This window comes from Vibrio sp. 1562, from assembly GCF_033340155.1.
Taxonomy (GTDB): domain Bacteria; phylum Pseudomonadota; class Gammaproteobacteria; order Enterobacterales; family Vibrionaceae; genus Vibrio; species Vibrio alginolyticus.
The window spans coordinates 274,096-293,700 of record NZ_JAWOVY010000003.1 but is presented as its reverse complement, the minus strand read 5'-3'; the positions used below and the strand labels follow the sequence as shown (position 1 = coordinate 293,700).

The 19,605-nt window shown below is 46.4% G+C and carries 18 protein-coding genes; 13 read left to right on the top strand and 5 right to left on the bottom strand.

The features are described 5' to 3' along the window. Positions 1 to 64: 64 nt before the first annotated feature. The 5 genes from R7Z49_RS04810 to R7Z49_RS04790 all read left to right on the top strand — a co-directional run bounded on the left by R7Z49_RS04810 (position 65) and on the right by R7Z49_RS04790 (position 5,852). Positions 65 to 1,054 carry a dipeptidase gene (locus R7Z49_RS04810; RefSeq protein WP_258490097.1) on the top strand — a complete coding sequence of 330 codons (990 nt, stop codon included), beginning with the start codon at positions 65 to 67 and terminating at the stop codon, positions 1,052 to 1,054. A gap of 109 nt (positions 1,055 to 1,163) precedes the next feature. Next, a complete protein-coding gene (locus R7Z49_RS04805; protein ID WP_005375792.1) occupies positions 1,164 to 2,765 on the top strand; it encodes a BCCT family transporter in 1,602 nt (533 codons plus the stop codon). Positions 2,766 to 2,866: 101 nt separating this feature from the next. Next, positions 2,867 to 4,603: a hypothetical protein gene (locus tag R7Z49_RS04800; protein ID WP_318111398.1), complete on the top strand. Its 1,737-nt coding sequence runs from the start codon at positions 2,867 to 2,869 to the stop codon at positions 4,601 to 4,603. Further along, positions 4,600 to 5,331, top strand: a complete 732-nt coding sequence (locus tag R7Z49_RS04795) for a DUF3726 domain-containing protein (RefSeq protein WP_132936382.1) — start codon at positions 4,600 to 4,602, stop codon at positions 5,329 to 5,331. The genes R7Z49_RS04800 and R7Z49_RS04795 overlap by 4 nt, the downstream gene beginning before the upstream one ends. A gap of 143 nt (positions 5,332 to 5,474) precedes the next feature. Beyond that, positions 5,475 to 5,852 carry a nuclear transport factor 2 family protein gene (locus R7Z49_RS04790; protein ID WP_031777276.1) on the top strand — a complete coding sequence of 126 codons (378 nt, stop codon included), beginning with the start codon at positions 5,475 to 5,477 and terminating at the stop codon, positions 5,850 to 5,852. Between the two features lie 82 nt (positions 5,853 to 5,934). On the opposite strand, the gene R7Z49_RS04785 is transcribed toward R7Z49_RS04790, so the two are convergent. Both R7Z49_RS04785 and R7Z49_RS04780 read right to left on the bottom strand, forming a co-directional pair. Continuing rightward, positions 5,935 to 6,930: an ABC transporter substrate-binding protein gene (locus tag R7Z49_RS04785; protein WP_132936383.1), complete on the bottom strand. Its 996-nt coding sequence runs from the start codon at positions 6,928 to 6,930 to the stop codon at positions 5,935 to 5,937. A 141-nt stretch (positions 6,931 to 7,071) separates the two neighbouring features. Next, complete coding sequence (locus tag R7Z49_RS04780; protein WP_132936384.1) at positions 7,072 to 9,306, bottom strand: hypothetical protein; 2,235 nt, start codon at positions 9,304 to 9,306, stop codon at positions 7,072 to 7,074. A gap of 427 nt (positions 9,307 to 9,733) precedes the next feature. Between R7Z49_RS04780 and artP the strand changes: the two genes are divergently transcribed. The 5 genes from artP (at position 9,734) to R7Z49_RS04755 (ending at position 13,361) form a co-directional block, all read left to right on the top strand. Next, positions 9,734 to 10,462 (top strand): arginine ABC transporter ATP-binding protein ArtP, encoded by a 729-nt coding sequence (gene artP / locus R7Z49_RS04775; protein WP_104970792.1) that lies wholly within the window; start codon positions 9,734 to 9,736, stop codon positions 10,460 to 10,462. Between the two features lie 88 nt (positions 10,463 to 10,550). Further along, positions 10,551 to 11,294: an arginine ABC transporter substrate-binding protein gene (locus R7Z49_RS04770; protein ID WP_132936385.1), complete on the top strand. Its 744-nt coding sequence runs from the start codon at positions 10,551 to 10,553 to the stop codon at positions 11,292 to 11,294. 1 nt (position 11,295) lies between these two features. After that, a complete protein-coding gene (gene artQ / locus R7Z49_RS04765; RefSeq protein ID WP_005388570.1) occupies positions 11,296 to 11,985 on the top strand; it encodes an arginine ABC transporter permease ArtQ in 690 nt (229 codons plus the stop codon). Then, positions 11,982 to 12,650: an arginine ABC transporter permease ArtM gene (gene artM / locus R7Z49_RS04760; protein ID WP_033906962.1), complete on the top strand. Its 669-nt coding sequence runs from the start codon at positions 11,982 to 11,984 to the stop codon at positions 12,648 to 12,650. The genes artQ and artM overlap by 4 nt, the downstream gene beginning before the upstream one ends. A gap of 138 nt (positions 12,651 to 12,788) precedes the next feature. Beyond that, a complete protein-coding gene (locus R7Z49_RS04755) occupies positions 12,789 to 13,361 on the top strand; it encodes a protocatechuate 3,4-dioxygenase (protein WP_132936386.1) in 573 nt (190 codons plus the stop codon). Positions 13,362 to 13,370: 9 nt separating this feature from the next. Here the strand turns inward: R7Z49_RS04755 and R7Z49_RS04750 are convergent, their stop codons facing one another. Then, complete coding sequence (locus R7Z49_RS04750) at positions 13,371 to 14,201, bottom strand: LysR family transcriptional regulator (RefSeq protein WP_132936387.1); 831 nt, start codon at positions 14,199 to 14,201, stop codon at positions 13,371 to 13,373. 118 nt (positions 14,202 to 14,319) lie between these two features. On the opposite strand from R7Z49_RS04750, the gene R7Z49_RS04745 reads away from it, so the two are divergent. Beyond that, positions 14,320 to 14,967 (top strand): glutathione S-transferase family protein, encoded by a 648-nt coding sequence (locus tag R7Z49_RS04745; RefSeq protein WP_213961485.1) that lies wholly within the window; start codon positions 14,320 to 14,322, stop codon positions 14,965 to 14,967. A gap of 84 nt (positions 14,968 to 15,051) precedes the next feature. Here R7Z49_RS04745 and R7Z49_RS04740 read toward each other — a convergent pair whose 3' ends face one another. Further along, positions 15,052 to 15,723, bottom strand: a complete 672-nt coding sequence (locus R7Z49_RS04740; protein WP_025767679.1) for a type 1 glutamine amidotransferase domain-containing protein — start codon at positions 15,721 to 15,723, stop codon at positions 15,052 to 15,054. Positions 15,724 to 15,840: 117 nt separating this feature from the next. On the opposite strand from R7Z49_RS04740, the gene R7Z49_RS04735 reads away from it, so the two are divergent. Further along, on the top strand, positions 15,841 to 16,725 hold the full coding sequence (locus R7Z49_RS04735; RefSeq protein WP_042521059.1) for a LysR family transcriptional regulator: 885 nt from the start codon (positions 15,841 to 15,843) through the stop codon (positions 16,723 to 16,725). A 59-nt stretch (positions 16,726 to 16,784) separates the two neighbouring features. Here R7Z49_RS04735 and R7Z49_RS04730 read toward each other — a convergent pair whose 3' ends face one another. Further along, positions 16,785 to 18,446 carry an electron transfer flavoprotein-ubiquinone oxidoreductase gene (locus R7Z49_RS04730; RefSeq protein WP_318111394.1) on the bottom strand — a complete coding sequence of 554 codons (1,662 nt, stop codon included), beginning with the start codon at positions 18,444 to 18,446 and terminating at the stop codon, positions 16,785 to 16,787. 137 nt (positions 18,447 to 18,583) lie between these two features. On the opposite strand from R7Z49_RS04730, the gene R7Z49_RS04725 reads away from it, so the two are divergent. Further along, positions 18,584 to 19,549, top strand: a complete 966-nt coding sequence (locus tag R7Z49_RS04725) for an electron transfer flavoprotein subunit alpha/FixB family protein (protein WP_005375829.1) — start codon at positions 18,584 to 18,586, stop codon at positions 19,547 to 19,549. The last annotated feature ends 56 nt before the right edge of the window (positions 19,550 to 19,605 follow it).

Sequence of the window (19,605 nt, the reverse complement as noted above, 5' to 3'; positions counted from 1 at the left end):
GCAGGGTAACTGATGGTGTCAATTGCCCGCACGAAAAGGCTAAGAAATTGTTTAAGGAGTGGTTATGTACCAACAACGGATTGTGATTGACGGATTGCAGTACTGCAATTGGGATCGAGAGTATTTCCAAACGCTTAAGGCGAGTGGCATTACCGCCGTTCATGCCACCATCGTCTACCACGAAACTGCGCGCGAAACCTTAACGCGTTTTGCTGAGTGGAACTTGCGCTTCGAGCAAAATGCGGACCTCATCATGCCTATTTATTCAATGGCAGATGTAGAAAAAGCCAAAGCAGAAGGCAAAGTCGGCATCTTCTTCGGCGCGCAAAATTGCTCACCTATCGATGATGAAATTGGTCTGATTGAAGTGATGCGCCGCCAAGGCCTGCTGATCATGCAACTGACCTACAACAACCAAAGCTTACTGGCGACAGGTTGTTACGAAAAAAACGATTCCGGCGTAACTCGCTTTGGTAAGCAAGCGATTGAAGAGATGAACCGAGTCGGAATGATCATTGATATGTCCCACAGTGCAGAGCGTTCGACGTTGGAAGCCATCGATCTTTCTTCGCGTCCAATTTGTATCAGCCATGCTAACCCGACGTTTGCGCATGACGCACTGCGCAACAAGTCTAATACCGTGATCAAAGCACTGACGGAGCGCGGTGGTTTGATTGGATTCAGTTTATATCCGTTCCATTTGCCAAATGGCAGCCAGTGCACGTTGGATGATTTCTGCCAGATGGTTGCGAAAACCGCAGACATGTTTGGCGTTGACCATTTAGGTATCGGTAGCGATTTGTGCCTAAATCAGCCGCAACAAGTGTTGGAATGGATGCGCAACGGGCGTTGGTCAAAAGCGATGGATTACGGCGAAGGTTCAGCAAGTAACTCGGGATGGCCAGATGCGCTGCCATGGTTCTGCGGCAGCGCAGGGATGGAGAACATCTACAACGGATTAATGGATCACGGATTCAGTGAATCTGAGGCTGGAAAAATATTGGGTGAAAACTGGTTCAACTTCCTTAAAGAAGGATTAGAGCCTATTTCATAGCATTCCCCAAAGTAGGAACCGCCTGCCCACATAATAACAATACGGCAGGCGTAAAACTCACATTTGTAGCCAGTCTTTGGCTGCTGCAAAGAACCTCTGGAGCCAGAGTATGTCTGATTTAACCAATAGCATGAAAGCTTCCACGATGAGCGTGTCATCGGGTAAGTCAAAAGTAAAACACAACACATCAACAACAGAAAACACGATGGACAAATTAGGACTGAATAACCCGGCCTTTTGGTATAGCGGTGGTTTCATCGCGTTGTTCGTTGCTATTGCACTTTATGACGGCGAGCTGTTATCTACGATCGTTAACGCCGGTTTTAGCTGGGCAGTTCAGGTGTTTGGTCCATACTGGCAGTTACTGCTGCTTCTCACTTTTCTTATTGGTCTTGGCTTGGCTGCAGGGCGAACAGGCAAGGTGATGTTGGGCGGGATTGCAAAACCAGAAATGGACTCTTTCCGCTGGATGGCGATTATTTTCTGTACCTTATTGGCTGGTGGTGGTGTTTTCTGGGCCGCGGCTGAGCCTATCGCACACTATGTTAGCCCACCCCCTTTGTACGGCGCGCAAGATAACCCGCAGCAAGGTGCGGTGAATGCGTTGTCACAATCCTTTATGCACTGGGGCTTTCTAGCTTGGGCGATTGTAGGTAGCTTAACTTCCATCGTGGTGATGCACCTACATTACGACAAAGGTTTACCACTAAAACCCCGTATTTTGCTTTACCCAGTCTTGGGCGAACGAGCACTTAAAGGCCAACTCGGTGCATTGATTGACGCGTGCTGCATTATCGCGGTAGCCGCGGGCACCATCGGGCCCATTGGGTTTCTAGGCTTGCAGGTTAGCTACGCGTTAAATGCGCTGTTTGATATTCCTGATGGCTTTACCACTCAGCTTATCATCATCTTGTTTGCGATTGCTCTTTACACCTTGTCAGCACTCAGTGGATTAAGCCGAGGTATGCAACTGCTTAGTCGTTACAACGTGATTCTGGCAATGGCATTGATGGTTTACATCCTGTTTTTTGGCCCTACGAATTTTATCTTTAACGGATACATTCAAGGTGTAGGGAGCATGCTGGATAACTTTATCCCAATGGCGACCTACCGTGGTGATGAAGGTTGGCTAAGCTGGTGGACAGTATTTTTCTGGGGCTGGTTCCTTGGTTATGGTCCGATGATGGCAATTTTTATTGCGCGTATTTCCCGTGGTCGAACTATCCGACAAGTCATTTCCACCATCAGTATTGTGGCTCCGTTAACCACCTGTTTTTGGTTCACGATTGTGGGCGGCTCAGGTCTTGCGTTTGAAATTGCTGAACCGGGTAGCGTGAGTGCGGCGTTCGAAGGCTTTAACCTGCCAGGTGCTTTGCTTGCGGTGACTCAGCAACTACCAATGCCAATGCTGACTTCAATTCTATTTCTGATTTTAACCACGATCTTCATCGTCACGACGGGCGACTCAATGACCTACACAATCAGTGTCGTGATCAGTGGTGAAACGGAGCCGAATGCGATCATCCGTACCTTTTGGGGCGTAATGATGGGTGTGACGGCACTAATCCTGATTTCTCTTGGCTCTGGTGGCATCTCTGCACTGCAATCTTTCATTGTGATTACCGCGGTTCCGGTTTCGTTGATTCTGTTACCGTCACTTTGGAATGCGCCGCAAATCGCAATCAAAATGGCGAAAGAGCAAGGGCTATAACAATTATCTAATTCAAACAACGTGGAGCTTGTGCGGGTGTTTTCCTCCTGCATCCGCACAAACCCTAGTATTCTTACAATAACAAATAGGTGGTGAGCAAAATGGATGCACATCGTTCTACTTATACGGAAGCAACTATGCGCGATGCAGCGATTGTCATGGCAGCCGAAAGGCTTGGCGCAATGCACCAAAACCGAATCAGCTTTGTACGCAGTCTGATTCGTAATATGGCAAGCCAAAACTGGCAAGTAACCAAGCATGAGTGGCAGCTTTGTCCTCGTGGTTATGGTCATGTGATTTACAAATTGACCACGCCAGAGCACGTTTATCATTTGGTGGTATTCTGTGATGAAATTGCCGACGACGAGCGTAATGATCGCGTAATTGCTGAAAAGTGGGACGTCACATTTGCACTGGTTCAAGGCGATGTTGATGTTACTTTGTTGGAAAGATTGCGAGAAAATGTACCGCTGCAAGAAGCGGGACGTAATCCAAACAACGTACTTGTTCTTGCTCGCGCAAATAAAAGTGTGCGCGTGTTTGAGCACATTGTTAGCGCACTTTCTCAAGGCGAGCAGCCTGAGCCGAAAGAGTTAGCGGAAGTGGGTTATATCCTGCGTACCACAGCAGTTTATGGTAACGGAAAGTTTGGTATCGCCGATTTCAAACTGTTAGAGAACAACTCAGATTTCAGCCAGTCTTTTAGTGCGCAAATGTGTGCCGTATATATGTTGCGTGAATTCAGCCTAGATTGGGTGCACTATCTGGCACTTCAACAAGGTGGCGACAACGCGGTGGCTTTGCATCGTGGCTTGCAGCGCTACCTTGGTGTCGGCAATGCGACTGGCTTAGGCATGGCTCCATACTTGATTAATCACCCGTGCATCGTTGACCAATGGATGACCTCTCGCGAACGTGCGGTAGCGCGAGTCTTTGCGATGCCATGTGAAGCTTCATTCCATGCTCCTTTGCAAGGATTACTACAAAAAGCACAGCGTCATTTAGAGCAAGTCATCACCATCAATGAACATCAAGATAGGCTCAATCACCAAGCGATAGCAGACATCAAACAACTGCTATCAGAGCTAACAACGTTAATGGCATCACATCCGAACTGGGCGAGTTTGGTCGAGCAAAAGAAAACAATGAGTGTGGAAGCCCAAGAAACCCTCACCTCTTGCTTGATCGAACTCTACCCATCTTTAGTGGATGAATTTGCTAGCCAAATGAATACGGATGAAACGTTATCGATTCCGGGCGGGAAAAAGATCCAAGATTTACTGGAAGTGTTGCAAAGCAAGTACCGCTGGGCGATTGATGCGGATTACTCACTAGCCGAGAACAACTACTGGTTCTGGTATCGCTCACAAGATAAAGAAGAGCCAAGGCTTGGTGTTCGCGGGGAAGAGGCTGGAGAAGAAAAAGAACTGCCGCTTGATATCGGCAGACAAGTGAATCGCTTGTACCAGGCCTTGCTTGACTGTGATGTAGAAATGTCCGTAGCAGAGTTTCTATTGCAAAAACCGGCTTATCGTTCGATCACACGTCGCGTATGGACGCTAGGCAACCGTGCGATGGGGGATATTCAAATGAATGTGCTGCGTAAAGATGCGTTACCAATGCACTTACTGCGCTGTAAATTGGCGATCTTTGGCGCGACTAAGTTTGATCCGCGCTCGGATCGTTGGGTTCGAGTAACTTTCTTCCAAGGTGCGCCGTTGTTAGATGAAATTCACGACCCTAAACTGGCAGACACATGGATTTTCCCTAGCATGCCGCCGCGTGACGAAATTGCGCAAAGTGATAATCAAAAAATCAGTGGAGGATTTGAATTATGATCGTCTCTCACAACGAATTGGTGGCCGCCGTTAGTAAGGCATTTCTTGGCATGCGCCGTCACTGTGGTGAGGCGGATGTCATTGCGAACATGGTGGCGGACTTGCAAATGGTTGGCTTACATGGAGTTCGCCATTTTAATAACGCGAGTCTGTTTCTTGGGTTAGATTCAGACTGCGCCGTATCGGTGACCAACAGCACGCCGTCAAGCATAGAGGTAGAACTGCACAACGGGAGTGTAGCGTGTCATTTACCCGCGGTGTTGGATTTCGCGCTCGAGAAAATGATCAACCGTAAGTCGATTACCATTACGTTGAAACAGTGTCATAACCGTTGGTTGGGTTTCAGTGAGTTGTTGAAGCTCTCTGCGAAAGGCATCGCGTGTCGAGCACAGTGGGTCAATGGCTCTAGTCCCAAGCGAACGCTTTATGTGTTAAACCGCGGACGAATCGCACCAGAAGTCTTTTTCTCGGATCAGTTTGATGGGCATGATACGGATTTGCATAGTATGGTTATCGAGCTCTCCGTGAACGATTTCGATATCGAGAAAAGTGCACAAGGATATACCACCCACATTGAAGGCGATGAGTTAAGCCGTACGCAACAAGCTTCTTGGCAAAATGGTATCTTTGTCGAAGACCAAGAATGGGAAACACTGAAACAAACGGCAACCGCGTTGCTGGTGGAGAACAGTGAGCGTTCTATGCTCGGTGCTGGTGGTGTGGTTTAAGCTATGAAAGGCGATGATTCCAAGTAGAAGTGATGAAGGCTGCTGTTTAGCGGCCTTTTTTTGTGCGCGATGTTCAGTCACTTCTGAAGTTCAAAGACTATGATTACCGTTATCCGCAAGATGGAGCAACACAGGTAAGAAAAATGGATCTGCAAGAGAATAAAAGAAATGCCATTGCGTTTTACGAAACCGCCTATAGAGGTAACCCAAGAAAGGCAGTTGAAGACTACGTAGGTGATGAGTACATCCAGCACAATCCATTAGTTGGAAATGGCCCCGAGGCTTTTATCGAGTATTTTGAGCGGATGCAAAATGAGTATCCCGATAAAGATATTACGTTTGTGCGAGCCATTGCTGAAGGGAACTTGGTGGCACTACACACTCACCAAACATGGCCTAATGATATTGAATACGTGACGATGGATTTCTTTCGTTTTGATCATAATGGGAAGATTGTTGAACATTGGGACGCTCTGCAAGAGATACCCAAAGAAACATTGAATGGTCACACCATGTATTAACGAGTCGTTGACGAGTCTCCCATGCCGTTTATTCAAACGGTATGGGAGGTTAAATGATTTGTGGCACTTTAAGTATTAATCATCAAAGCGCTTTTTCGATTCTCGCCGCGACGTCTTCAGATACCCAGCCTTTCCACAAGTCAGGGTAGGTATTAAAGAAGTAAAACATCGCTTCTTCACCGTCCGCGTAGTTATCTTCCATCCATGCGAGCATTTCACTCATTTGCTCGTTGGTAAATCCGCGTTTCTGCAAGTACGCGAATGCTTGGGGTTCTTTGCTCGCAAACGCCTCAGTTGTTACTGTGCGAACTGGAGAAGGTGGGTACATTGTTACTTTTGGTGAAGCGCAATCAGGCTGAGTGGTACAGTTGCGATACTCTTCTAAATCTGTTCCGCTACCAAAATCCACTTTGACCATATCATACTTGCCCAATACGGGGGTCGGTGACCAGTAGTAACCAAACCAAGGCATTTTGCGATCATAGGCTTTGGCGATGGTGCTAGCTAATGCTGCGCCAGATCCTGGGTCAACCATCTCAAAGCCGTGCTCACTTAACCCTAATGCATTAAACAAGTGACCGGAGGTGATTTGGCATGTCCAACCAGCAGGGCAGCTATAAAACGCGAACTTGTCATCATCCTCTGGGTGTTCAAATAGTTTGGCGTGCTTGATGACGCCTTCTATCGTCGCGAGTTCTGGATACTGTTTTACCAGATAGGCGGGAACCCAAAAACCTTCTTCACCACCATTGACAAGCGATTCACTAGCGATGCGCAAGCGTTTATCCGCAATCCCTTTATCAAGTGCTTCTTTAATGCCGTTTGTCCATAACTCTGGCGCAACGTCAGGTTGCCCCTTTTCAATCATAGAGGTGCCTGTAGGAACGCTATCACCAGGGATCAATTCCGCATCGCACTGGTAGCCTTCATTTAAGACAAATTGGTCGATGTGCGCCATTAAGCTGGCCGAATTCCAATTCATGTCTGCGATGGTTATTTTTCCGCATTCGTCTGCATTTGCATGAGTAGATAATGCTGATAGCAGCAGAACAGAGAGCATTGAAGGTGTCGTCTTCATGTGACTGAATTTCCTTGTCGTTGTCATTTACTTCAGTATATACATCGGTTTATAAAGATTCAGTGAACAAGTTTTTTTCAGTGACGTTAAGCATAAAAACGGTGATTTATGAAGCGTTTGGTGAGGCGTGTTGAAAGGGAGTTAATACAGCAAGAACACTCCTTCGTAGCCGCCAATCTCAATATGAGAAACATAGTCGCCGATGTTACCGTCTTGATCTACAGGTCGCATAGGCTCTGGAAGTGCGATAGTTATCTTCGGTGAGGAGAAATAATCGATATTCTTACCAAAGAAATCAGTTCGATACAGAACTCGGCCTTTGGTGAACTCGCGGGCTAACACCATCTCTGTAGGGCCATGCATCACTACCGTATCGTCTGAGTGATACGCAAAGTACGTATGGGTTGGTAACAAATCGATAGCGCCATTAGGCAAGTCAGGATGAGCCACTTTGCTCATAGAAGCATCTCCAATCACCGTGTAATCGGCAGGATAGGGCGTGCTGGTGGACATCATTAGCGGAGTCGCCTGATACCCCTCTGGTATTTGATTGGCAGGCTCTCCCAAATCAACGGCAAGCAAGGCGCTAGGTTGATAAGCAATATTCTTTGGTACGCCTGCCTTCCAGAAGTTGTCACTTGTTGCGTTATTACTTCCATATAAGTAGCCATTGTTCCACTGATTAAAGTAAATGCGCTCAGGGTGATAGTTTAAGTAGAACACCGCTAGTGCAGAGTATTGGTCCTGTTTCCAATTGTTTTCTGTGTTACCAAAGTATTGAACGCGACCATAACGCGTGGTCGCTTGATAAATCACTTTCTGGCCAGCTTTGGCGAGTGCAGAGTTATCCCAAAATTTAGTCAAGCCAGCATAGCCACTAAAGCCGGTAGCAGGGAAAAGGTAGTGCTCGCGCAAGTACAAGGAGCCAGCGTTAACCAAGTGGTTTTGCCCATTACGACCGAATAAGTTTGCCGTACCTATGTTGAGGCCAATTAACGCATCTTCATCCAGCGTTGCCAGTTTATTCAAGAACGCCGAGAATTGCGCTTTGTAAGCATCGTCAGCAGCTTGGCTACCCGCCACCAAACCAAGTTCATCCACTGTGCCTCCGGAATATATGTAGAACTGATTTGCACCGAGTAACTTATTCGTATCGTCGTTGTACGCACCATTTAAACCTTGTTTCGCCCATTCAGCTTGGTAAGAGTGGCGCATTGTATTGGCAAAAAAGGGATTGCCGAGATTGGTCAATGCCCAAGAAGAGGTTTGATTCCACATACGACCAAATGGAATAACGCGTGACTCCCAACGAAATCGTGCGGTTGCATTCTTATTTGAACGGTTTTTGTATTCATTCCAAGAAAGATAATTGTCTTGGTTTCGATCTGCAGATTTGTCGAAGCCACGAATTTTACGCCAGCGTTGAATGGTTTGACCTTCAGGTGTCTCCGTTGGTGCTCCTGAGATATTGACGGCAGGGAAGCTATCTTTGAGTTGAATGTTTTCGAGACGTGGGCGGTTTTCTATGTTGTCGTCATGCCAAGTAATTTTCGCAACGTAAAGGCGGCCGCCGTCGCGTAAAAAGGTGGAGCCAAAGTACTGACCGCCACCATAAGTTTTTCCGCTACCATCATGCGTTGTAGCGCGAACCCAATCCAAAGGAACAGACCAGCTTACTGTTTGGTTTTTAGTCATGTTCTCAGTTTTGTCTTTTTTAATCGCGAAGCTTTTCCATTCAGTTACCTGACCAAACGAGTCGATAGCAGGAGGGTATTCAATCGTAAAGCTGCCACCCTGAGCAAACTGAGAAAACGTAAAGGTTAAGCGGTCGAACTTCTCTGAGTGATAAACATAGAGGGCACCACCATTATTCGCCTGACCGAATACATCAGCATCCCATGGCGGTGGTTGATATAGCCAAAAACCGGCGTGGTCAGCGCTGGCGGTATAGCCAACGATCATCGGTTTTCGATTGAGTAGAGTATTCTCGCCATGGCTTGAGTCGACTTCAGCTAGGATAGTGTCTTCAGAAAAGTGGAGAAAGAAATCTTCGTAGTCAACTCCATTCAGTTCTGCTTGGTTACGTATATCGTTTTCCAGCCAACCTGAGTTAAGTTCCAGCTTTTGGTTGTACATGTAACCAAGCGCTTTTACACGCTCGTTATCACTCTTATTTTCGTAAGCTCCAAACACGATATCGGCATTATCCAACTCCCATTCAAGTGCAGCGGCAGCAGAGATAGGCTTATCTTGAAGATCAATACCCTGTTCATGCAACCCAGGTAATACGATTGCTGTTCTACTCCAAACGTTGGGTACAGAAAGCAAGCTCAAAGAAATGAGTGTAACGAGAGAAAAACAATGCGACTTCAACATGGAGTTATCCCATTAATACTTAGATGACTCAAATTAAGAGTCAGATACAAAGAGAAATTATAGTCCATTCGCGAAGTCGTAATCAGGACCCTGCCATAGAGGACTTTACAGGAAAACTAACAGGGGATGCTGTGCAAAAATGAGCGGGTGTACTTGGAATAGATCATCCTCATAGACTCAAAACTTCCTCTACACGTCAGCACAAAAATAACCACCATTTTAACCTTGTTTCGGTCGTCACCATGTTGTTGGATTTTTCTTCAACAAATTCAGTTAAAACTAACTCTTCAAACCAGTCAGATACTCTGTCTTGGTGGTAGCTGATCATACAAAAAATTAACAAATTAAATTTTTATACATTTTTATTGCATAAAAAGTCCAGTTGAGTAATATAAATACCAAGTGACAATTAATGCGGTATGTCAGCATGACTATTCAGGTAAGCGGAATCAATAAATCCTACGGTGAGACACAAGTGCTTCACGATGTCAGCTTTAAGTGTGAAAGCGGGGAAACACTGGTGTTACTTGGTCCAAGTGGCGCAGGTAAGAGCTCTCTACTGCGTGTTCTTAACCTTCTTGAAGGGGCGGATAACGGCAAGCTAAACATCGCAAATGATGTTTTTGATTTCTCTACTGAAATCAAAGAGAAACAAGGTTTAGCACTTCGTCGTAAAGTAGGCATGGTGTTCCAGCAGTACAACTTATGGCCGCACATGACAGTGATGGAGAACCTGATTGAGGCTCCGGTAAAAGTATCTGGCATGGATAAAGAAGAAGCGAAGAACCAAGCAATGCAAATTCTCGCAACGCTGCATTTGGCAGACAAAGCGGATGCATGGCCGATGCAGCTTTCTGGTGGTCAGCAACAACGTGTGGCGATTGCTCGTGCATTGATGATGAAACCGGAAGTCTTGCTTTTTGATGAACCGACCGCAGCGCTTGATCCGGAAATTACTAACCAAGTCGTTAAGATTATTAAAGATTTAAGCGAAACTGGCATCACCCAAGTCGTAGTAACGCATGAGGTCGATTTTGCTAAGAAAATCGCTAGCCACGTACTGTATCTAGAAAAAGGACACATCGTCGAGCACGGCACAAATGATTCGTTTTCTAATCCGCAAACCGCCCAGTTTGCTGACTACCTAAATCACTAAATTACGTTTTTAAAGTTCAGTCTATTTAACAGATAAGCTCGGCTGTCATTGCGAGTGTCAGCCCACTAAGTACACACGGAGTATTGCAATGAAAAAGATTCTACTAGCTTCACTAATCGGCCTTTCTTCTGCAACTATGGCAGCAAACGCAGCAGCACAAGAAGAGATCAAATTCGCGATGGAAGCGACGTACGCACCATTCGAATACATGGATGAAAACAACCAAATCCAAGGTTTTGACGTGGATCTGGCGAACGCACTATGTAAAGAAATGGAAGCCAAATGTACCTTCCACAACCAATCTTTTGACAGCCTGATCCCTGCATTAAAATTCAAGCGTTACGATGCGGCTATCTCTGCAATGGATATTACTGACGCGCGTTTGGAGCAAGTGAACTTTTCTGACCCTTACTACGACAACTCAGCAGCGTTTGTTTCTATCAAAGAAAAAGTGGCTGTTCAAAAAGCACTAGAAGGTAAGCGTGTTGGTGTTCAAAACGGTTCAACACACCAAAGCTACCTGATTGAACAAATGCCGGGCGTAACAGCGGTTCCTTACTCAAGTTACCAAGACGCATTCATCGATATGAAGAATGGCCGTATTGATTCTGTATTCGGTGACACAGCTGTCGTAGCAGAATGGTTCAAGAAAGAAGATAACCTAGCGTACGTGGGCGAGCACGTTACTAACCCTAAATACTTCGGTAACGGTTTCGGTATCGCAGTAAACAAAGGTAACGACGAGCTAGTGAACAAGCTGAACACGGCACTGAAAACAGTGAAAGCGAACGGCGAATACGACGTAATCTACAACAAGTACTTCGGTAAGTAATATGGCACTAACGGGTTACTCTTTATCGCTTGTTCAAGCTAGTTGGATGACTGTCCAGCTAGCCTTCACAAGCCTTTTAGTCGGTTTGATTCTGGCAGTGGTATTCGCCAGTGGTGAAATGTCTCGCCGCGTTTTCGTTAAATGGCCAATGACGGCGTTTGTGACGATTGTACGTGGCTTGCCAGAAATCCTTGTCGTGTTGTTCATCTATTTTGGTTCGACGCAGGTTCTGTTTTTAATCACCGGCGACTTTATTGAAGTTAGCCCGTTCTTGTCTGGCGTGGTGGCGTTGTCATTGATCTTCGCTTCCTACGCTTCTCAAACTCTACGTGGCGCATTAAAAGCCGTTGGAAGAGGGCAGAGAGAAGCAGCAAGTGCACTCGGCATCAGTCAAGCACACGCTTTCGTTCGCATTGTTTTACCACAAGCAGTAAGACATGCACTACCAGGTTTAACTAACCAATGGTTGGTTCTGCTGAAAGACACCGCGCTTGTATCACTGATTGGCGTAACGGATTTGTTGAAGCAAGCGCAGCTAACATCTGCAGCGACGCATGAAGCGTTTACATGGTACGCAACCGCTGCGGCGATTTACTTAGGCATTACTTTGATTACGCAACGTGCCGTAAAACTGATTGATAAGAAATTCTCAATTCAAGGTATGAGCATGGGACAGGAGGCGACCGCATGAACGAACAACACGTTTGGCAAATGCTGGATGGCTTAGGCACTAGCCTCCAATTGACCGCTGCTTCCTTGGTTGTGGGCTGCCTCTTAGCTTTGATGATGACGCTGACTCTGATCCTACGTACTCCGGGTTTGCATTGGTTAAGTCGTGGCATCATCACCTTGTTTACTGGTACGCCTTTATTGGTGCAGATCTTCTTGGTGTACTACGGTCCGGGTCAGTTTGATGCTGTAAGAGAAAGTGTATTTTGGACATGGTTAAGCCAACCTTGGTTCTGTGCGATGTTAGCACTAGCACTAAATACCGCTGCATACAGCACTCAGTTGTTCAAAGGAGCGTTTAACGCGATTCCTTCCGGTCAATGGCAAGCGTGTCGTGCATTAGGCATGAACAAAACCGCAACACTGAAAGTGCTTCTGCCATACGCTATTCGCCGTGCTGTTCCGGCTTACTCGAACGAAGTGATTTTGGTCTTCAAAGGCACGTCACTAGCAAGCACGATTACGATCATGGATCTGATGGGTTACGCGCAGCGCATTAACGCACAAACCTACGATACGTTGACGGTATTTGGTATTGCAGGCGCATTTTATTTAACGGTAAATGGTGTGCTAACTCTCATTTTCCGTCAGGTAGAGAAGAAAGCATTGGCGTTCGAAGCCGCATAATCCTTCAATCAACACTCATCATTTAGTTCCACAGTGCCTCTGCGAATGGCTCTCTTGCAGGGGCATTTTTTATATTCGTCATGGCAAATTCCTCAAGTTCTCCCAAACTTAATTCAACGCAATTGTATTGGTGGCACCATGGAAAGAAGACACTTTTTAGCGCTGTGGACATTGTTGTTCGCACCCTCATTAAAAGCGAAAACACCAATGCGGCCAACGCCAGCACAAACTGAAGGGCCATTTTATCCAGTAGTGGACATTCCTCTTCGTCAAAACTTGATTCTGCAATCAGAAGGTTTGGTCGGTGAAGCTATCGTGTTGCAAGGTAAAGTCGTAGATACATCGGGAAACCCTGTCTCAGGCATCAAAGTAGAAATCTGGCAATGCGATGGGCAGGGGATTTACGATCATCCTAAGCAACCAAATAACGATAAGTTTGATGCGCACTTTGCTGGCTTTGGTGCAGTTTTAACTCAATCGGATGGTCACTACTTGTTTCAGACCTTGTACCCTGTACCTTATGCTTCTCGCCCACCGCACATTCACGTTAAGTTGTTGCGAGATAATCAAGAACTTCTGACCACTCAGTTGTACTTGAAAGGCAATACTGGCGATGAATGGTGGGGAGGCAAAGCCCGTGATTATCTGCAGTTTGAAACTATACGAATCGACGGGCGGTTAACGGGCCAATTTAACTTTGTGATTGGCTAGCTAATCCGGTTAAGCCATTAATTCAACCAATTGCGCCAAGCATTCTTTATCCAGTGTCGGATGAGGCTCGACGCCCGTGACCAAAACGATATCCACGGAAGGTAGCGATGGCATATCGTCTAAGATCTTAAGATCCTCGCTAACGCTAATACTGCCCATCGCACCGATAGCCATGCCTGAACGTACAATTGCTCGTTGTGCAGAAGCCGTATTGCAACATGCCAGTAGTTGATAAGGAGTGCCACGTTTGGTTAATCCGTCTACTGCTGCCGCATGGTATTTACAGTCGGTTTGGAATAGGGCGAGAGGGAGAGGTTGGGCGTTCTCAATGTCAAAATCAGGATGAGCAATCCACACGCCTTTGTCGCTTGCTAGCCAGTAACCTTCCTCACTGTCCGGTGCTCTTGTCACAATAGCGGCGTCTAGCTTTCCTTCATCAAGTTTTTCTCTCAAGGTGATGCTCGGCTCACTAAAGACCTGAATCGAACATGTGGGCTCAGATTGCTGTAATACGCGGATGACTTTAGGCAAGATATTGTCGTTGTAGTCTTCTGGGCAACCTAAGCGAAGAGGACGCTTATTTTCATAACGTTTCACTTGTTTCAGTGCTTGATTGTGCAAGCTAACCAATTGCTCTGCGTGAGAGCGTAGTGCTAATCCCGCTTCACTTAAGACAAGATTGCGACCTTCTTTTTCAAACAAACTGACGCTGAGTTCGTCTTCTAGCTTACGCATTTGCGCACTGAACGCGGATTGGGTGCGATTGATCTGCTTGGCTGCACGAGTGAAACTTCCCGTTTCGACAAAAGCCAGAAAGCTGCGTAACGCATCGATATCCATATCTAAAACTCATCCATCGTTTTTGTTGAAGTGTTCCATCAAAACTATCCGTTAGTCCCCTTAAATACAATCAGATATTGTGAATGGGTACTCAAAACACGAACCGCATGGAGGCGTCATGAAACTGTTTATTGCTAACCAAAACTACTCAAGCTGGTCACTGCGCGCATGGCTGATCTTTTCTCAATTCAAACTGGATGTGAAAGTCACCAAGCTCAAATTATTCACGGAAGATTTTTATAAGACCTTGGAAGATGTTACACCAACGGCGAAAGTACCTACCTTGGTGGATGGTGACGCAACCGTGTGGGATTCATTAGCGATTTTGGAATATGTTAACGAGCAATACTTACAAGGCCAAGCATGGCCAAGCAACTCTGCAGAACGAGCTAAAGCCCGCGCCATTGCCTCAGAAATGCATTCGGGGTTCTTTGATTTAAGAAACGAGCTCCCAATGAACATCCGTGCGCGCAGAAAAGTCGATTTAACGGAGGGTGCGCGTAAGGATATTGCGCGTATTGATGCCATTTGGGCTGAGCAAGCCAAGCTGTATCCCAACGGCTGGTTATTTGGAGAATGGTCGATTGCAGATGCTATGTATGCACCTGTGGCATTGCGTTTCCAAACTTATGGCATCGAGTTATCGGAGGGTGCCAAAGCTTACCAACAGAAGGTGCTAGCAAGTGAATCTTTACAGCAATGGCTGGAAGAGGCGAGCCAAGAAACAGATATCGTAGAAGAGGACGAGGCAGGGGAAGAAGTATAAGCGCATCTTGCGATCGCCTGTAGCAAGGGAAAGCATGACAAAGCACGCTTTCCTCTTCTAGGATGGTTGTCGTTTCCGGCGCGTTTAAGCTAGGTGTTCAACAATCGCTCTGCCTACGCCGTGTGCGCTCGTTGGGTTTTGACCTGTGATGACACGATCATCCACAATTACAAACTCTTGCCAAGGTTGCACTTTAGAGTAGCGCGCTGCGCTGCGTGCAAGAGATTCTTCCAATAGGAATGGGATATCGTTGATGGTGCCGAAGTCGATCTCTTCTTCGCGAGTGAAACCTGTCACTGATTTAGACGCAAGTAGCTTCTCGCCATTGCTAAGCGTGATAGGAAGAAGAGCGCCCGGACCATGACAAACTGCTGCCACAATACCGCCATCTTCATAGTGTTTTGCGGAAATCTTGGCAAAATCTTCGTTGCTCGCTAGGTCTGAAAGAAGACCAAAGCCACCCGGATAGAAGATCGCATCATAGTTGTCACCGTTGATTTGTGATACTGGAATCGTGTTGTTGATGCGGTTCTGGAAATCATCATCCGCCAAAATTTTCTCGTTGGCTGCGTCGCCTTCGATGTCGGTTCCGTACAGTGGTGCTTGTCCACCTTTGATAGAGGCAATGTCGTAATCGAAGCCTGCACCTAGTAGCTCGCTAAGGGCATGAGTGAGCTCTGGCGCGTAAGTTCCGTTTGCTTGGTCAGTTTCACCAAGAGTCGCATGGTTCGTCACAATGATGAGTACTTTCTTCATGATGGTTTCCTTTTTGGCTTACGTGTATTTGTTGAACACCTTCATACTAATTGCTAAACAAATAAGTGATAATACGATTAATTGGCAAAACATTATTGCTATATAGCAAAGGTAAGTATGGACAGTTTTGAAGGCATCAATGAGTTTGTTACGGTTGCTGAGAGCTTAGGGTTTTCTGCAGCGGCAAAACAGTTAGGTTGCAGTACCAGTCATGTCAGTCGCCAAGTCACAAGATTAGAAGAGCGATTAGGTGTCGCTTTGTTAGCCCGTTCGACAAGAATGGTGAGTCTAACGGAAGCGGGGCAAGCGTATTATCAGCAGTGTAAAGAGTTGGTGATTGGGCTTCAGCAAGCCAATGAACAGCTCACCACGCAGCAAACTCAGTTGAGTGGTACGTTACGCGTGAGTGCCGCTGGTGCGTTTTCTGAGAACCATGTAGCGCCTGCCTTGATGGCGTTTGCCAAGCAACATCCTAATCTCACGGTTGAAATTAACTTCAACACCAGCATGGTCAACTTTATTGAAGATGGTTTCGATTTTGCCATTCGTTACGGCAGGTTGAGTGATTCAGGCTTGGTTGCGAGAAAGCTGGTGGATCGTCCCATGGCAGCGGCAGCCAGTCAGCGTTATCTCGATGAACATGGTTTACCAACGCACCCAGAGCAACTCAAGCGTCATAGCTGCATTATTGCCAATAAGGACGTTTGGTTGTTTGAAAAAGACGGCAAGCCTTTAGATGGCGTAAAAGTGCAGGGCAGATGGAAGAGCAATAACGCACACACGGTCTTGCAAGCCTGTGCAGAAGGATTAGGTGTGGCGTACTTACCGAAGAGTAGTTTCAACGATGCTATTTCGTCTGGTCGTTTGGTGCCAATACTAGAGCCGTATTGGGGAAGCGGCAACAGCAGCTGGATTGTTTATCAGAATCGTCACTTTCTACCACTACGAGCGCGATTGGCTATCGACTTCTTGCTTGATCATTTTGTCGATTGGCAGGAGTAATGAGGCTCTGCCAATCGGTTTGTTTATCCATTTGTTAGATCGTCAACATACTAACGTATCTACATGTTTTGATAGCTTGGTCCGCCGCCACCTTCTGGTGCTTTCCACGTGATGTTTTGCGAAGGATCTTTGATGTCACAGGTTTTGCAATGCACGCAGTTGGCGGCATTTATCTGAAACTTCAACTTACTCTCAACTTCCACCACTTCGTAAACCCCTGCAGGGCAATAGCGCTGGCTCGGCTCGTCATACATACCTAAATTCACATCAATTGGAATGTGAGGGTAAGTCAGAACAAGGTGACAAGGTTGATTCTCTTCGTGCTGTGTTCCCGACAAAAATACCGACGAAGGCTTATCAAAACTGATTTCACCATCTGGTTTTGGGTATGCAATTGGGTGGCACTCTTGTTTAGGTTTTAACTGCTCATGATCGTGCGAATAGTCCTTGATAGACCAAGGTAACGGCTTCTTAACCAGTGGTTGCCACAGGTTGTGTTCAAAAGTCGAAAGAGCACCGCCAAGTATGCTGCCAAACTTATGAATGTTCGCGCCAAAGTTACGCGTTTCGGCGAGTTCGTCATACAACCATGATGATTCAAACAACGACTGGTAGTCTGGCTCAGAAGCTCCAGTTTGTCGGGCCGTATGTACCGCTTCTGCTGCAATGATTCCGGACTTCATTGCTGTGTGGCTGCCTTTAATTTTTGCGACGTTCAAAGTCCCCGCATCACAACCAATCAATAAACCGCCAGGGAATTGCTGTCTCGGCAGAGAGGAAAGCCCACCTTTCGCAATGGCTCTTGCGCCGTAAGCGATGCGCTGAGCACCTTTCAAATGTGGTTCAATAGCAGGATGGTGCTTAAAGCGTTGAAATTCGTCAAACGGACTCAAGTAAGGATTGCTGTAATTCAAGTCGACAATAAGCCCGACGGCGATTTGGTTGTTCTCCATGTGATAGAGAAAACCGCCGCCTGTGGTATTTGTTTCACTCAAGGGCCAGCCAGCGGAGTGGATAACACTGCCAGATACATCCTTACTGTCAGTGGGTAACTCCCATATCTCTTTTAGGCCAAGCGCGTAGTGCTGTGGTTGCTTTCCTGCGTCTAGGTCGAACCTTTGAATAAGTTCTTTACCCAGATGTCCGCGACAACCTTCAGCAAAAAGGGTGTATTTTGCCCTTAGCTCGATACCTGGTTCAAAGTTAGGTTTGGCCTGGCCGTTCTTATCTAGTCCCATATCGCTCGTGTTAATGCCTGTCACGGCGCCAGTCTGATCATAATTGATGCTTGCAGCGGCAAAGCCCGGAAAAACTTCCACCCCAAGATTTTCTGCTTGGTTAGCGAGCCAACGGCAAAGGTTGGCAAGGCTAATTACGTAATTATTCTCGCCATTTATCATTGGACGCGGTGTAAGGAAGTGGGGAACGCGAATATGGTTTTGTTCAGTAGTAAGATAAAGGAAATCATCTCGTTGAACTGAGGCTGCTAGCGGGGCGTCCATTTCTTTCCAATTGGGGAAAAGCTCATCTAAGGCACTAGTTTCAAAAACAGCGCCAGATAAAATATGTGCGCCCACTTCTGAGCCTTTTTCTACAACGCAAATTGAAAGTGCGTCACCTTCACTGTCTTGGTTGAGTTGAGCTAGCCGACAAGCGGCGCTTAAGCCTGCAGGTCCGGCCCCCACGATCACGAAATCAAACTCCATGCATTCTCGTTCCATCTTTATGCTTCCTTTCTATTATCGTCATCTGCGTGACAGGTTTTGGTTTCTATACAGAAAACTATAGCTCAGTTGACGTTAACGTGAAGCGGACTAAGCTCAAGTAATGGATCTGACGTGTTATATGAGGCATGACCATGGAAGACCGACCATTAGCAACACTTGTGCTCGCAGAGCATGACAACCAATCGTTGGCTGTAGGGACGCTGTGTGCAATTAAAGCGGCATTTGAGATTAAGGATGATGATAAATCGCTTCCTGTTTCTGTGTTGCTTATTGGATATCAGTGCCAATCAGTTTTGGATGAGTTGAATTGTGTTCAGGGTGTTGCAGAAATTATCTGGGTTGATGCGAAGGGATATGAACATGGATTAGCGGAAAATATCGCACCTTTGATCTCACAAGTAGCCAAAAACTACTCACATATTCTTTCTCCTGCCAGTACATTTGGTAAGAATGTGATGCCTCGTGTGGCGGCGTTGCTTAATGTTGGTCAACTTTCTGACGTGATGACAATCGAGTCTATCGATACGGTGATTCGTCCAATTTATGCTGGAAATGCATTGGCGAGAGTCACGTCGAATGATCCCTATAAAGTGATGACCATAAGAAGTACGGCTTTTGATGCCGCAGAGCTATCTGACACGCCAGTTGTCCCTAAGCTTACTCAAGTCGATACGGTGATTATCAATAAACTTAGTGAGTTTGTTTCGCAACAAACGCCAGAAAGTGAGCGACCAGAATTGCCAGCGGCTAGAGTAGTGGTGTCGGGGGGGCGTGCATTCGGGAGTAAAGAGAAGTTTGTTTTAGTAGAACAATTGGCGGACAAGCTAGGTGGAGCGGTAGGGGCGTCACGAGCGGCGGTCGATGCGGGCTATGTGTCTAATGACCATCAAGTCGGGCAAACCGGCAAAATTGTTGCACCGGAGTTATACATTGCCGTCGGAATTTCTGGAGCGATCCAGCATTTGGCGGGAATGAAAGATTCCAAGGTGATTGTTGCAATTAATAGCGATCCTGATGCGCCTATTTTTGACATTGCAGATTATGGATTGGTCGGCGATTTGTTTGTGGTAATGCCTGAGCTGTTAGAGAAGCTGTAGATATAGTCTTGTTCCCTAAAACAAAAGGCTTCCAAATTGGAAGCCTTTATCATTTG

What these genes read in the sequence shown, in the direction of transcription:
- artP (WP_104970792.1), top strand. Translation starts at nt 9,734, where the DNA reads ATGACTATTCAGGTAAGCGGAATCAATAAATCCTACGGTGAGACACAA.
- R7Z49_RS04810 (WP_258490097.1), top strand. Translation starts at nt 65, where the DNA reads ATGTACCAACAACGGATTGTGATTGACGGATTGCAGTACTGCAATTGG.
- R7Z49_RS04725 (WP_005375829.1), top strand. Translation starts at nt 18,584, where the DNA reads ATGGAAGACCGACCATTAGCAACACTTGTGCTCGCAGAGCATGACAAC.
- R7Z49_RS04755 (WP_132936386.1), top strand. Translation starts at nt 12,789, where the DNA reads ATGGAAAGAAGACACTTTTTAGCGCTGTGGACATTGTTGTTCGCACCC.
- R7Z49_RS04805 (WP_005375792.1), top strand. Translation starts at nt 1,164, where the DNA reads ATGTCTGATTTAACCAATAGCATGAAAGCTTCCACGATGAGCGTGTCA.
- R7Z49_RS04780 (WP_132936384.1), bottom strand. Translation starts at nt 9,306, where the DNA reads ATGTTGAAGTCGCATTGTTTTTCTCTCGTTACACTCATTTCTTTGAGC.
- R7Z49_RS04745 (WP_213961485.1), top strand. Translation starts at nt 14,320, where the DNA reads ATGAAACTGTTTATTGCTAACCAAAACTACTCAAGCTGGTCACTGCGC.
- R7Z49_RS04730 (WP_318111394.1), bottom strand. Translation starts at nt 18,446, where the DNA reads ATGGAACGAGAATGCATGGAGTTTGATTTCGTGATCGTGGGGGCCGGA.
- artQ (WP_005388570.1), top strand. Translation starts at nt 11,296, where the DNA reads ATGGCACTAACGGGTTACTCTTTATCGCTTGTTCAAGCTAGTTGGATG.
- artM (WP_033906962.1), top strand. Translation starts at nt 11,982, where the DNA reads ATGAACGAACAACACGTTTGGCAAATGCTGGATGGCTTAGGCACTAGC.
- R7Z49_RS04800 (WP_318111398.1), top strand. Translation starts at nt 2,867, where the DNA reads ATGGATGCACATCGTTCTACTTATACGGAAGCAACTATGCGCGATGCA.
- R7Z49_RS04790 (WP_031777276.1), top strand. Translation starts at nt 5,475, where the DNA reads ATGGATCTGCAAGAGAATAAAAGAAATGCCATTGCGTTTTACGAAACC.
- R7Z49_RS04770 (WP_132936385.1), top strand. Translation starts at nt 10,551, where the DNA reads ATGAAAAAGATTCTACTAGCTTCACTAATCGGCCTTTCTTCTGCAACT.
- R7Z49_RS04785 (WP_132936383.1), bottom strand. Translation starts at nt 6,930, where the DNA reads ATGAAGACGACACCTTCAATGCTCTCTGTTCTGCTGCTATCAGCATTA.
- R7Z49_RS04740 (WP_025767679.1), bottom strand. Translation starts at nt 15,723, where the DNA reads ATGAAGAAAGTACTCATCATTGTGACGAACCATGCGACTCTTGGTGAA.
- R7Z49_RS04795 (WP_132936382.1), top strand. Translation starts at nt 4,600, where the DNA reads ATGATCGTCTCTCACAACGAATTGGTGGCCGCCGTTAGTAAGGCATTT.
- R7Z49_RS04750 (WP_132936387.1), bottom strand. Translation starts at nt 14,201, where the DNA reads ATGGATATCGATGCGTTACGCAGCTTTCTGGCTTTTGTCGAAACGGGA.
- R7Z49_RS04735 (WP_042521059.1), top strand. Translation starts at nt 15,841, where the DNA reads ATGGACAGTTTTGAAGGCATCAATGAGTTTGTTACGGTTGCTGAGAGC.